This is a genomic window from Rathayibacter tritici (assembly GCF_001641005.1).
GTDB classification, from domain to species: domain Bacteria; phylum Actinomycetota; class Actinomycetes; order Actinomycetales; family Microbacteriaceae; genus Rathayibacter; species Rathayibacter tritici.
This window is the reverse complement of record NZ_CP015515.1, coordinates 1,886,660-1,899,602: the sequence shown is the minus strand read 5'-3', so window position 1 is coordinate 1,899,602 and position 12,943 is coordinate 1,886,660. Positions and strand designations below refer to the sequence as shown.

Sequence of the window (12,943 nt, the reverse complement as noted above, 5' to 3'; positions counted from 1 at the left end):
AGAGGGATCCCCTGCTCATGGCACGGTCCCCTGCTCATCGCACGCTTCCCCGCGGGACAGCACGGTGTGCAGGCAGCCGTGCGATGTGCAGGAGATCTCGACGGCCGAGCTGCTCCAGAGCGGACGAGAGCGCTCTCTAGGATGTATCCCCTGCTTATCGGACGGGGCCCTGCGAATCGGACGGGGCCCTGCGAATCGGACGGGGCCCTGCGAATCGGACGGGGCCCTGCAGACCGGACCGGCCCCTGCAAATCGCACGACGGGCCCCCTATGCGCTGACGCCCACAGGCTCCGCGAGCGGCGGGTACAGCGCGACGTCGCGCGTCACCGGAGCCGTCGCCGCCGCCGCGATCTCGACGCCGTGGTCCGCGAGGATCCGCTGCGTCTCGACCGCCGAGACGTAGGACACCTCGGTCGAGGCCCCGATCGGCACCACCGAGTGCAGCACCGTGCCGTCGTAGACGTGGACCAGGTTGAAGGCCTGCGCCCCGTTGCGGGCGCGCGTCGCTCCGACCGGCACATTCAGGTCCTGCGTGTAGCAGGTGGCCGAGGCGACCGAGACGGGGATGCCGGCGAACATCGCGGTCGAGGAGTAGTGCAAGTGTCCCGCGATGATGCTGCGGACGTCGGAGCCCTCGAGCACCTCCGCGAGCGCGGACTGGTCGCGCAGCTCCACGAGCACCGACAGGTCCAGAACGCTCGGCACCGGCGGGTGGTGCAGCGCCAGGATCGTGCCGTGCGGGGCCGGGCTGGAGAGCTCCTCCGCGAGCCAGTCGAGTTGCGCGCCGGAGATGGCGCCGTAGTGGGCACCGGGAACGGTCGAGTCGAGTGCGATGATCCGCAGGCCGTTCACGTCGTGCACCCGGTCGACCGGCTGCGTGGTCGGGAGCTGGTCGAGCAGCCCCGAGCGGAATGCGCCGCGGTCGTCGTGGTTGCCCATTACCCAGATCACCTCGGCGCCGAGGCGAGCGGCCGCGGGCTCGACGACCGCGCGCAGCTTCGCGTACGCCGCCGACTCGCCCTTGTCGGCCAGGTCGCCCGTGATGACGATCGCCTCGGGGCGTCCGCCGGAGTTCTCCAGCTCATCGAACAGGAGCCGCAGTTGGGCCTCGCTGTCGACGTCGGAGCCGTACAGGCCGCCGTCTCCGGCAATGAAGTGGGTGTCGCTCAGGTGAAGGATGAAGTGGTGGGGCCGGGGGTACTCGGCCTGGCGGAGGGACATGATCCTCGGGTTCCACGATCGGCGGGAGCCGGATCACGCGACCCGGCGTCGGCACTTGCGCACTGTCTCAGCGGAGGCGGCCCCGCTGGAACCAGTCCATCATCGCGGGGTGAACACGCGGCCAACACCGATTGGCGCGTCATCGAACGCTTCTCCCACGTTCCTCGCCTCCGTCGGGACCCGGGACGCCGCCCGCACCTCGGACGCCGCCGGCACCCTCAGAGTCGCGCGAGCAGCCGCGCATAGAAACCGATCGCGCGCTCGAACTGGTCGACCTCGACCGACTCGTCGGCCCCGTGGATCCCGAGCTGCTGTCGCGGGCTGATCTCGAACGGGATGAAGCGGTACACGTGGTCGCTGATCGCGTGGAAGTGCCGCGCGTCGCTGCCGCCGGTCTGTACGTAGGGCGCGACGACCGCCTCCGGGAACGACTCCTGCACGACGGCACGGAGCAGGTCGTACGGTCCGCCGTCGCCGGGCTCGCCGGTGGGGGAGACAGGGGAGGGCTCGTGCGCGACCTTGACCTCGATCTCGACCGCGGGGTCGTCGATGACGGCGCGGATGCGGTCGACCACGCCCGCGACGGTGCCGCCCGGGTTGATCCGGACGTTCGCGGTGGCGCTGGCGGTGGAGGCGAGGACGTTCGCGCCGGTGCTGCCGCGCAGCTCGGTGATCGCCACGGTCGTCCGCAGCATCGCGGCCGCGCGGTTGGAGTGGGCGGCGAGCGCACCGATGACGGCCTCCGGATGCTCATGCGGGCGCGCGTACCAGACAGCGTGGGCCGCGTCCGCGTGGTCGGCGGCGGCGCGCACCAGCTCGGCGATCGGTTCGGGGAGGGTGGAGGGGAACGGGTTCTCGGTCAGGCGGTGGATCGCGCGGGCGAGCCGCTGGGTCGCGAGCAGGCCGGGCGGGGGCGGCGGAGCGGAGGCGTGGCCGCCGACGTCGCGGCAGGTCAGCTCGAGGTTCATGATCCCGCGCTCGGTGACGCCGATGACGGCGATCGGAGTGGTCACGCCGGGCAGGATGCCGCGCCGCACCGTGCCGCCCTCGTCGAGCACCAGGCGGGGCCGGATGCCGCGCGCGCCCAGCAGGGTCACGACCGAGGGGGCGCCGTCGCCGGCGGTCTCCTCGTTGTGGGTGGAGAGGAGGTACACGTCGTTCCGGGGTCGCTCGCCGCGCAGGACGGAGGCCTCCACCGCCTCGAGGAGGGCGACGAGGGAGCCCTTGTCGTCGAGGGCGCCGCGGCCCACCACGGAGGTGCGCCCGTCGGTGCCGACGACGGTCTCGGCGGCGAACGGGTCGTGCGACCACTCCGACGCCGTGACACTGACCACGTCGTAGTGCGCCATCAGCACGGCCGGCTCGCCCGGCTCCTCGCCGCGCCAGCGCCAGAGGAGGGAGTGCCCGGCGACGGTCTCGAACTCCAGCGCCGCGTGCAGCGCCGGGTAGAGCTCGGCGACGAGCTCGCGGAACGCGTCGAAGCGGCTCCAGTCCGTGGCCGTCTCGTCCGCGTGGGACACGGTGTCGACGCGCAGTAGGGCCTGGAAGCGCTCGAGCGCGGTCGTCGTCACCGGGCCAGCCTACTTCGGCGCCGCAGGTCCGCTCGTGCTACCGTCAGCCGTTGGGGGAGGTTTCCTCAGATTCCTGTCCCGCTCTCCCTGCGGGGCGCGACCGAGACGAGCAGGAGCACCGCCTATGACGGCACAGATCATCGACGCGAGCGACCTCGACGAGCTTCGGCGAGTCGGGCAGGAGCTCCGGGAAGGCGCGACGGTCATCGCGCAGACGGACACCAACTACGGGGTGTTCGCCAGCCCGTTCTCACGCAGCGCCTGCACCCGCCTCTACGACATGAAGAAGCGCGACGGCGCGAAACCGCTCACGCTCTTCGTCTCCACCCCCCGCGACTGGGCAACGTGGGCTTTCGCTCCGGAGACAGCCGACATGGACGCCGTCGTCGCAGCCTTCTGGCCCGGTCCCCTCAACGTGATCCTGCGCCGCAAGCCCGTCGTCCCGGACTGGGTGACCTCGGGTCACGACACGGTGTCGGTCGTGCACAACCTCAGCGCCCCGATCAACCTTCTCTCGATCTTCGCGGGGCTACCGCTCGCGGCGACGTCGGCCAACATCAGCGGCACGGTGTCCTCCGGCCTTGTCGACGTCGACCTCGCTGCGGAGCATCTCGGCGGCGACAGCGACTACCTCATCCGGAGTGACACCGCGCCAGACTCCACAATGAGCAGCACGATCATCTCCCTCGTGGGCGGCGCGTCCATCGTGCGGCAGGGTGATCTCGGCGCCGAGGCTCTGCGCGTCGTCGTGCCCGCCCTTGCCTGAGGGTCAACGCACGGACCTCGTGCGCGGGCGCAGCGCCGCCGCGCTGATCACCGTGTACCGGATCGTCTCGCGCGCCTACTTCCACCTGCCTGTGGTCGCGGTCTTCCTGTTCGCGCGGGGCTATTCGATCCCGGCGGTGGCGCTGCTCCTCGCGCTCTACGGAGTGGTGGCGGCACTCGCCGACGGCCCGCTTTCGCCACTCACGCGCCGGTTGTCCTCGTCGGGTGCGCTCGTCGTCGGGGAGGGCGTGAAGGCGCTGGGCCTCGTGGTGATCGTGCTGGACGCCGACCCGGTCGCCGTCGTGGTCAGTCAGCTGCTCGCCGGCTGCGGCTTCGCGCTGACGGCGGGGCGCGACGCCGCACTGGCGTCCTCCCTCCGGGCTGGTGCCGACGCGCGCCGACAGGAGACGGCGGTGCAGAGCGGGATGTTCCTCGCCTCCTGTGGTGCGGGAGTGATCGGAGCCGCCTCACTCGCGCTCTGGGACCGGCTGCCGTTCCTGCTCAGTGCGCTGGTCTCGTGCGGTGCGCTGGCCGTGGTGCTCCTCGCGCGCTTGCCGCTCGGCGCGCAGGTTTCTGCAGCAGGGAGAAGGCACACCGCACGACCGGCCGTGCTGCCCGCGGCAGTGCGCTTCTGGTCCCTCTATTACTCCGTGAACCGCGCCGTCCTGCTCGCCGCCTACACCTTCGTCGTGCCGCTGCTGCTCTTCCAGGAGCTGCGCCTGACGCTCCCCGCGTTCGGCGTGGTGCTGGGCCTGTACACCCTGGCCGGCCTCGCCGCCGCCCGACTCTCCCCGCTCGTCGCAGGCACGCCCCTGGTGTTCCTTCTCACCGCGCTCACTCAGGTGATCGGGCTCGCCCTGACCGCACTCGGCGTCCTGGGAGCCGCGATCGCAGGACTTGCCCTTCTCGGGATCGCGGGCGGCTTCGTTCGGCCCGCGACGATGATCGCCCTCGCTCCCGCGATGAACGGGGTCGACGATGGCGCTCGGGTCACGGTGATGCGTGGACTGGAGCGGAACCAGGGAATTCTCCAGGCGGTCCTGCTTATCGTCGCCGGGGTCCTCGTTCCTCTCACGGGAGGCACGGCGCCCACTCTCGTCGTCCTCATCGTCCTCGCGGTCGTCGCGCAGACACTCGGGGCACTCTCGATGCGGAGGAAGGGGACGAAGGCCGCTCCCGAGGACGCGGAGTGACCATGCCCTCCGAGAGGAGTCCTCCTGCACCCTCCCCGGTGCACGCCCGTCGGCGCAGGGCGTCGCGGCTCCAGCCGACGGGAGGCCATCCGCTAGGCTTCCGCTCGGCCGGGCCTCGCCCATCTTGGACACCACGAAAGGGACAGAATGACGAGCACGACGGTGATCGAATGGCGTGAGCAGGTTCCTGCGGAAGCGGTCGACGCGCTCTCCGCTCCCGGTGGACTGGTCGTCTGCGCGACCAAGGTCGGCTACATCCTGATGACGACCGACGGAGCGGGCCTGGAGCGCAAGTTCTCGGCCAAGCAGCGCAATCGCAACAAGCCGGGCGTCGTGCTCTGCGCGAGCATCGAGCAGCTCACCGAGCTCGCCGAGCTCAACGACGAGGTCCTCGCGTTCTACCGCAAGCACTGGGACCAGGACGTGCTGCTCGGCTGCATCCTGCCCTGGAAAGCCGAAGCCGTCGACCTGATCGACGAGGACGCCCGCGAACTGGTCCGCGACGGACGCGGCACGAGCTGCTTCGTCATCCGCTTCGGCCGCCCCGCCGAGCAGCTGGTCTCCACCCTGTGGGAGCGCGAGCGCACCCTCACCTTCGCCAGCTCCGCCAACCCCTCCGGTGTCGGCAACCGCGGCCGCGTCGCGAACATCGGCGAGCGGATCGAGAACGAGGCCGACATTATCGTCTCGGCCGACTCCTACGTCGCCTCGATCCAGCCGGACAAGGACGAGGACTCCCGCCACGAGCAGGGCGTCATGGTCTCGATGGTCGACGCCTCGGGCGCCCTCATTCCCGTGCAGGGCGGCGAGAGATCGATCACCCCGGGTCCCGTGCTCATCCGCCGCGGCCTGGACTACGAGCGCATCATGCTGAACCTCGCCGAGCAGTTCAACTCCTGGGACTACCGCCAGGGCGAGTACTACTGACCCGCTCGCTGCGTCTCCCCGGGGCGTCGATGGCAGTGTGACGACGTGCTGGAGACGCCGGAGCGGGGCGAGGGCCTCCCGGTTGAGAGAGGAGCTGCACGCGCTCCTCATGTCGACCAGGAGGTCCTCGTGCCCCACGCGCTGCGCGTTCTCGAATGGGCGGCCGCCGTCTCCCTTGTTCCCGTCGGCGTGACGTCGGCGCTGGCGGGACTTGCTGCGCTCGTAGCCCCCGGTTTCGCCTCGCTCTTCCTCTTCTTCGCCGCGATCGGGCTCATTCCTGGGGCGCTCGTCTTCGTCCTTCCGTGTGCGGCGCTGGGGCTTCGACGATCGACGTCGACCCGGCCGCTGACCTCGGCTCTCGTCCTGCTTCCGGCCTGGCTGGCGACTCTCCTCGTGGTGTCGCCGTCGATAGCGCTCGTGGTCGGGGTGTCCAACGGGCGGCTGAGCGCGAGCAGCGTCCTGCAGGCGGTCGCGCTGGGCCCAGCGCTCCTCGTCGCTGTTCCGCCGGCCGTCCTCGCTCTAGGCCTGTCCCTGCTCTTTCTGGTGCTCGGGCGGCGACGGCTCCACCGGTCAGGTGAATCCCGGTGCGAGGAGCGGGCGCCCGGCTGGGGCGAGTGATCCTGGTCGTGTTCCGCCGTCAGAGGTCCAGCACGTCGCCCGGCTCGAGGGCGTGGTACTCGCCGCCGCCCTCGTGGACGGCCCAGCCGAGCCGGTCGTGGCCGAGCGCACGCCCCGCCTCCGAGAGCACCTGCTCGTGGGTCGCGAACGCGTGCCGAGGAGCGATGGCGAGCACGTAGTCCATTGCCTCGGCGATCTTCATCCACGGAGCGCCCGAGGGAGCCGCGAGGACTTCCACGTTCACGCCCTGGGGCACTGTGAACGAGTCGCCGGCGTAGTAGAAGCGTCCGTTCACCAGGACGCCCACGTTGTCGATGACGGGAATGCTGCGGTGGATCACCGCGTGCCGGGAGCCGCAGAAGCGCAGCTCGAAGGGGCCGACTGTCACGACATCGCCGTCAGCGACCGTCTCGACATCGAAGCCCTCGGCCGCGGCGGCGACCCCGGCGGGCCCGAAGATCCGCAGTGACGGGGCCGCGTCGCGCAGGCGCCGCAGCTGCTCCGGGGTCCAGTGGTCGGCGTGCTCGTGCGTGAGCACCACGGCGACGGTGTTGGCGGTCCCCTCGATGGGGCGCGTGAAGGATCCGGGGTCGATCACGAGCCGGGCGCCGTCCTGCTCGATCAGGACGCTCGCGTGCTCGAGCTTCGTCAGTCTCATGCTCCGAGCCAACCGCTTCGGCGGGCGGCGGGCAAGGCCCTGCGCGGCCGCCGACCGGAGGCACGGGCCGCCCGATTTGCACCGGCGCAGATCCATGTGCGACACTCTTCGAGTTGCAAAAACGCGGCCCCATCGTTTAGCGGCCTAGGACGTCGCCCTCTCACGGCGGTAACGCGGGTTCAAATCCCGCTGGGGTCACCACGGCAGCACGACAAGAACCTCCGGTTTGACCGGGGGTTCTTCTCGTTTAACTCCCCCTCCGACTGCACCTTTCGTGACAGCGGCCGAGCCGATCGGCGCTAGGATCGCATCCGCGGAGGGGAGTATCCCGACCATCCCGCTCCCGTCAGTACGCACCGCCCCAGCGCGGCGCCGGGGGTGGGACGGGTGACGCGGACCGGCACGGCCGTCCGCTCCCCGGGGAGAGACTTCCGGACACTCACCCACTCGGAAGGCCTTCATGCTCGATCTGCCCGTTTGGTTCGTGATCGGCTCGTTCGTCGTTCTCAGCCTGATCCTCGCTGCCGACCTGCTGCTGGTGTACAAGCGCCCACACGTACCGAGCCTGAAGGAGTCGGGCCTGTGGGTCGGCTTCTACGTCACGCTGGCGCTCGTGTTCGCGCTGCTCATGCTCATCCTCGGCGGCGGTGAGCTCGCCGGTCAGTTCGTCGCGGGCTGGCTGACGGAATACAGCCTCTCGGTGGACAACCTGTTCGTCTTCGTGATCATCATGGGCCGCTTCGCGGTGCCGGCGAAGCTGCAGCAGGAGGTGCTGATGGTGGGCATCATCATCGCGCTGATCTTCCGGGGGGTCTTCATCCTGCTCGGCGCGCAGCTCATCGAGAGCTTCAGCTGGATCTTCTACCTCTTCGGCGCGTTCCTGGTGTACACCGCCTGGAATCAGGCGTTCGGCAAGGAGGACGAGAACGAGGGCACGGACAATGTGCTCATCCGGCTCCTGCGCCGCCGCGTGAAGATCTCGGACTCGTTCGACGACTCGAAGATCCGCACCACCATCGACGGCACGCGCTTCTTCACGCCGATGCTGATTGTCTTCCTGGCGATCGGTTCCACCGACCTGCTCTTCGCGCTCGATTCGATCCCGGCGATCTTCGGCATCACCGAGAGCCCCTTCATCGTCTTCACCGCGAATGTCTTCGCGCTGATGGGACTCCGCCAGCTCTACTTCCTGCTCGGCGGGCTGATCGACAAGCTCGAGTACCTCAAGTACGGCATCGCGTTCATCCTCGCCTTCATCGGCGTGAAGCTCGTGCTGCACGCCCTGCACGAGAATGATCTGCCCTTCATCAACGGCGGCGAGCCCGTGCCGGTGTGGGACATCGACACGATCACGTCGCTCGTGGTCATCGTGCTGAGCATGACCGTTGCGACGCTGGCGAGCCTGGCCTCGATGCGCCGCGAGCACCGCCACATCCAGATGCACAACGGGCACCCGGAGATCGTCTCGGACGACGCCCGGTCCAGCGCCGAGGAGAAGTGATCCCGCGATGACGACGACCACGGTCGACCTGCCCCAGGGGGCGCTGCGGCTCACCGTCAGCAGTAGTACCGATGTCGGAGCTGTCCGCCGAGTCAACGAGGACGCCCTCCTCGCGGAGGATCTGCTCCTGGCGGTCGCGGACGGGATGGGTGGGCACGCGCGTGGCGACCTGGCCAGCGCCGCCGCGGTCGAGGCGCTGCGCGAGAATCGGCCGGCGGGCCTCGGGTCGGTGGACGCGGTCTTCGACCTGGTGGAAGGCGCCAATGGGGCCGTGCGGTCGCTCGATGTGGGCGGCGCGCTCTGCGGCACGACGCTGACCGGGCTGATGCTCGTGCTGCCCGAGCCCGCCGGCCCCGCGCGCTGGGCGCTGTTCAACGTGGGCGACTCGCGGGTCTACCGCTGGGACGGCGCGGAGCTCCAGCAGCTGACGGTGGACCACTCGGCCGTGCAGGAGCTCGTCTCGGCCGGTCTCCTCACCCGCGAATCGGCGGAGTCGCATCCTGACCGCAACATCGTCACCCGCGCCCTCGGTGCCGACGACGAGGTCGAGACGGACGTCTGGACACTTCCGGTGGTATCCCGCGCCAGCTACCTGCTCTGTTCGGACGGGCTCACGAAGGAGCTCTCGGACGAGCAGATCGCGGCCTTGTTCGCGCGCCGCGACTCCGGTGACTCCGCCGACCTCGCGCAGACGCTCGTGCGTGCCGCGGTGGACGCCGGGGGTCGCGACAACGTGACGGTCCTCGTCGTCGATGCAGTGCTCGATCCCCGCGCCTGAGCCCCGTTACCACGCGCCGCGGGCGCCCCGAAAGCGGGGGAGTCCGGTGCTAGTGTCTCTGCATGCTGAGCGGCCCGCACCTCCTTCCGTGCCGCGGCGAGGCCTCGATCTGAGCGGCCTCCCTCGTCTCGGTGCCTCGACCGGCCGAGTAGCGACTCCAGGAGGAGAAGGAACCGTCATGATCGAGAGCACCTCCGGCGCTGCCGCGCCCGTATCGAGCGCCGCCGACGCCCGCGCGGAGAAGCCCCGCACCCTCGCCGAGAAAGTCTGGGACGACCACGTCGTCGTCAAGGGCGAGAACGGCGCACCGGATCTGGTCTACATCGACCTGCACCTGCTGCACGAGGTGACCAGCCCCCAGCCGTTCGACGGACTCCGCGCGGCTGGTCGCCCGCTGCGCCGCCCGGATCTCACCATCGCCACCGAGGACCACAACACCCCGACCCTCGAGATCGGGCGCCCGATCGAGGACCCGATCAGCCGCACCCAGATCGATGCGCTGCGCCGCAACGCCGACGAGTTCGGCGTCCGCCTGCACTCCCTCGGCGACGTCGAGCAGGGCATCGTGCACGTCGTCGGCCCCCAGCTCGGGCTGACGATGCCCGGGGTCACGGTCGTCTGCGGCGATTCGCACACCTCGACGCACGGCGCGTTCGGCGCGATCGCGTTCGGCATCGGCACCAGCGAGGTCGAGCACGTGATGGCTACGCAGACCCTGCCGCTGCAGCGCTTCAAGACGATGGCGATCACCGTCGAGGGAACGCTGAAGGAGGGGGTGACGGCGAAGGACATCATCCTCGCGGTCATCGCCCGTATCGGCACCGGTGGCGGGCAGGGCTACATCCTGGAGTACCGCGGCTCCGCGATCCGTGCGCTCTCGATGGAGGGTCGGATGACGATCTGCAACATGTCGATCGAGGCCGGTGCCCGCGCCGGCATGGTCGCTCCGGATGAGACGACGTTCGCTTATCTGCGCGGCCGCCCGCACGCCCCCGCGGGGGAGGACTGGGATGCGGCGGTCGCCTATTGGCGCACGCTCCCGAGCGACGAGGGCGCCGTGTTCGACGCCGAGGTCGTGATCGACGCCGATGCGCTCGAGCCGTTCGTCACCTGGGGGACCAACCCCGGCCAGGGCGTCTCGCTCTCGCAAACGGTGCCCGACCCGGAGGCCATCGACGACCCGAACGAGCGCACCAGCGCTGTGCGGGCGCTGGAGTACATGGCGCTGGCGCCCGGCACGCCGATGAAGGAGATCCCGGTCGACGTGGTCTTCATGGGCTCCTGCACCAACTCCCGTATCGAGGATTTGCGCGCCTTCGCCGCGATTGTCCAGGGCCGCACGAAGGCTCCCGGCGTCCGCGTGATGGTCGTTCCCGGCTCCGCCCGAGTGCGCCTGGAGGCCGAGGCGGAGGGGATCGACCGGATCGTCACCGCGTTCGGTGCGGAGTGGCGCTTCGCCGGCTGCTCGATGTGCCTCGGGATGAACACCGACCAGCTCGTCCAGGGGGAGCGCGTCGCGTCCACCTCCAACCGCAACTTCGAGGGGCGCCAGGGCAAGGGCGCCAAGACGCACCTCGTCTCGCCCCTGGTCGCCGCGGCGACCGCCGTACGCGGAACCCTCTCCAGCCCAGCGGACCTGGGCCCGGTCCGCGAGAGCGCAGGAGTGTGAGCATGCAGAAGTTCGAGACCGTGACCGCGATCGCAGCGCCGCTGAAGCGCGCGAACGTCGACACCGACCAGATCCTCCCCGGCGTGTACCTGCGCCGCATCACGAAGACCGGTTTCGAGGACGCCCTCTTCCACGGCTGGCGGCAGGAGGAGGATTTCGTGCTCAATCAGGAGCGCTATCGCGGCGCGGGCATCCTCGTCGCGGGCCCCGACTTCGGCACCGGTTCCAGCCGCGAGCACGCGGTCTGGGCGCTACGCGACTTCGGCTTCCGAGTCGTGATCTCGCCCCGGTTCGGCGACATCTTCCGCGGCAACGCCGGCAAGCAGGGGCTGCTCGCCGCGGTGGTGTCCGAGCCCGACGTCGAGCGCCTCTGGGAGATCATTGAAGCCACCCCGGGAATAGAACCGACGGTGGATCTGGTTGCGCGTACGGTCACCGCCGGTGGCGAGACCTTCGACTTCGAGATCGACGACTACACTCGATGGCGCCTGATCGAGGGCCTGGACGACATCGGCCTGACCCTGCGCGACGAAGCGCTCATTTCCGAATTCGAGACCCGCCGCGAGAGCTGGCGGCCCAAGACATTGCCGGTGAAATAGCGTGAATACACTTCTTCAGGACGCCAAGGCGGCGGGAGCCCGAGTGGGAATGACGACCGAGCGGCTCACCATCAACGGCGGTCGTCCCCTGGTGGGACGCATCGAACTCAAGGGTGCGAAGAACCTCGTCACGAAGGCGATGGTCGCGGCGCTGCTCGGTGAGACCGCGTCCACACTTCGGGACGTACCCGACATCAGCGACGTCCGCGTCGTGAAGGGTCTCCTCGAGGTGCACGGTGTGAAGGTGAAGCAGGGCGCCGAGGTCGGCGAGCTGATCCTCGACCCCTCCAACGTCGAGTCCGCGCACTTCGCTGACATCGATGCGCACGCTGGCTCCAGTCGCATCCCGATCCTCTTCTGCGGCCCGCTGTTGCACCGCCTGGGCGAGGCGTTCATTCCCGATCTCGGCGGCTGCCGCATCGGTGACCGCCCGATCGACTACCACCTCGAGGTGCTGCGCAACTTCGGCGCGGTCGTCGAGAAACTGCCCTCGGGTATCCGGATGTCGGCTCCTGAGGGCCTGCACGGAGCGAAGGTGTCGCTGCCCTACCCGAGCGTCGGAGCGACCGAGCAGGTGCTGCTCACCGCGGTCCGCGCCTCCGGGATCACCGAGCTCTCGGGCGCGGCGATCGAGCCCGAGATCATGGATCTGATCAACATCCTGCAGAAGATGGGCGCCATCATCTCGGTCGACACCGACCGCGTGATCCGCATCGAGGGCGTGGACCGGCTCACCGGCTACTCTCACCGCGCGCTCTTCGACCGCAACGAGGCCGCCTCCTGGGCCGCTGCGGCACTCGCGACCGACGGCGACATCTTCGTCGGCGGCGCCCGCCAGCAGGAGATGACGACGTTCCTCAACGTCTTCCGCAAGGTCGGCGGAGCATTCGAGATCGCCGAGGACGGCATCCGTTTCTACCACCCGGGCGGCGAGCTCAAGCCGGTCATCATCGAGACCGATGTGCACCCGGGCTTCATGACCGACTGGCAGCAGCCGCTGGTCGTGGCGCTGACGAAGGCCAAGGGCGTGTCGATCGTGCACGAGACCGTCTACGAGCAGCGCTTCGGCTTCGTCGACGCGTTGGTCGAGATGGGCGCGACGATCCAGATCCACCGCGAGTGCCTCGGTGGGCAGGCGTGTCGCTTCGGCCAGCGCAACTTCATGCACTCCGCCGTGATCTCGGGCCCGTCGAAGCTGCACGGCGCCGACATCGTCGTGCCGGACCTGCGCGGCGGCTTCTCGCACCTGATCGCCGCGCTCTCCGCCGAGGGCACGTCGACGGTCTCGAACGTCGGCATCATCAGCCGCGGCTACGAGAACTTCCTCACCAAGCTCGAGCTGCTGGGCGCCGACTTCTCGCTCGACGCCTGACCGAGGGAACCCCGACCCGTCGAGGGAGCCTGCACTATCAGGCTCCCTCGATGTGAAGTCTCGGGACATG

12 protein-coding genes and 1 tRNA gene are annotated in these 12,943 nt (G+C 69.5%); 10 read left to right on the top strand and 3 right to left on the bottom strand.

Going from position 1 to position 12,943, the window contains the following annotated elements; all coding sequences use genetic code 11:
• Positions 1-268 precede the first annotated feature (268 nt).
• Positions 269-1,222: a phosphodiesterase gene (locus A6122_RS08690; RefSeq protein WP_068253869.1), complete on the bottom strand. Its 954-nt coding sequence runs from the start codon at positions 1,220-1,222 to the stop codon at positions 269-271.
• A gap of 218 nt (positions 1,223-1,440) precedes the next feature.
• Positions 1,441-2,793 carry a M20/M25/M40 family metallo-hydrolase gene (locus A6122_RS08685; RefSeq protein WP_068253866.1) on the bottom strand — a complete coding sequence of 451 codons (1,353 nt, stop codon included), beginning with the start codon at positions 2,791-2,793 and terminating at the stop codon, positions 1,441-1,443.
• A gap of 124 nt (positions 2,794-2,917) precedes the next feature.
• Between A6122_RS08685 and A6122_RS08680 the strand changes: the two genes are divergently transcribed.
• From A6122_RS08680 to A6122_RS08665, 4 genes are all read left to right on the top strand, one after another.
• A complete protein-coding gene (locus A6122_RS08680; RefSeq protein WP_068253863.1) occupies positions 2,918-3,559 on the top strand; it encodes an L-threonylcarbamoyladenylate synthase in 642 nt (213 codons plus the stop codon).
• Positions 3,560-3,578: 19 nt separating this feature from the next.
• Positions 3,579-4,751: an MFS transporter gene (locus A6122_RS08675; protein ID WP_068253860.1), complete on the top strand. Its 1,173-nt coding sequence runs from the start codon at positions 3,579-3,581 to the stop codon at positions 4,749-4,751.
• Positions 4,752-4,898: 147 nt separating this feature from the next.
• Positions 4,899-5,678: an L-threonylcarbamoyladenylate synthase gene (locus A6122_RS08670; protein WP_068253856.1), complete on the top strand. Its 780-nt coding sequence runs from the start codon at positions 4,899-4,901 to the stop codon at positions 5,676-5,678.
• 129 nt (positions 5,679-5,807) lie between these two features.
• The gene (locus A6122_RS08665; protein WP_068253853.1) at positions 5,808-6,296 is read left to right on the top strand and encodes a hypothetical protein; all 489 of its coding nucleotides are present in this window, start codon (positions 5,808-5,810) and stop codon (positions 6,294-6,296) included.
• Positions 6,297-6,315: 19 nt separating this feature from the next.
• On the opposite strand, the gene A6122_RS08660 is transcribed toward A6122_RS08665, so the two are convergent.
• Positions 6,316-6,954 (bottom strand): MBL fold metallo-hydrolase, encoded by a 639-nt coding sequence (locus A6122_RS08660; protein WP_068253850.1) that lies wholly within the window; start codon positions 6,952-6,954, stop codon positions 6,316-6,318.
• A 125-nt stretch (positions 6,955-7,079) separates the two neighbouring features.
• Here A6122_RS08660 and A6122_RS08655 point away from each other — a divergent pair.
• The 6 genes from A6122_RS08655 (at position 7,080) to murA (ending at position 12,873) form a co-directional block, all read left to right on the top strand.
• A tRNA-Glu gene (locus A6122_RS08655) sits at positions 7,080-7,155 on the top strand.
• A 259-nt stretch (positions 7,156-7,414) separates the two neighbouring features.
• Positions 7,415-8,455, top strand: coding sequence for a TerC family protein (locus A6122_RS08650; protein ID WP_084415903.1), 1,041 nt, complete (start codon positions 7,415-7,417; stop codon positions 8,453-8,455).
• A gap of 7 nt (positions 8,456-8,462) precedes the next feature.
• Complete coding sequence (locus tag A6122_RS08645; protein WP_068253847.1) at positions 8,463-9,233, top strand: PP2C family protein-serine/threonine phosphatase; 771 nt, start codon at positions 8,463-8,465, stop codon at positions 9,231-9,233.
• Positions 9,234-9,411: 178 nt separating this feature from the next.
• Positions 9,412-10,902 (top strand): 3-isopropylmalate dehydratase large subunit, encoded by a 1,491-nt coding sequence (gene leuC, locus A6122_RS08640; protein ID WP_068253844.1) that lies wholly within the window; start codon positions 9,412-9,414, stop codon positions 10,900-10,902.
• 2 nt (positions 10,903-10,904) lie between these two features.
• Positions 10,905-11,501, top strand: a complete 597-nt coding sequence (gene leuD / locus A6122_RS08635; RefSeq protein ID WP_068253841.1) for a 3-isopropylmalate dehydratase small subunit — start codon at positions 10,905-10,907, stop codon at positions 11,499-11,501.
• A gap of 1 nt (position 11,502) precedes the next feature.
• Positions 11,503-12,873 (top strand): UDP-N-acetylglucosamine 1-carboxyvinyltransferase, encoded by a 1,371-nt coding sequence (gene murA / locus A6122_RS08630; RefSeq protein WP_084415902.1) that lies wholly within the window; start codon positions 11,503-11,505, stop codon positions 12,871-12,873.
• The last annotated feature ends 70 nt before the right edge of the window (positions 12,874-12,943 follow it).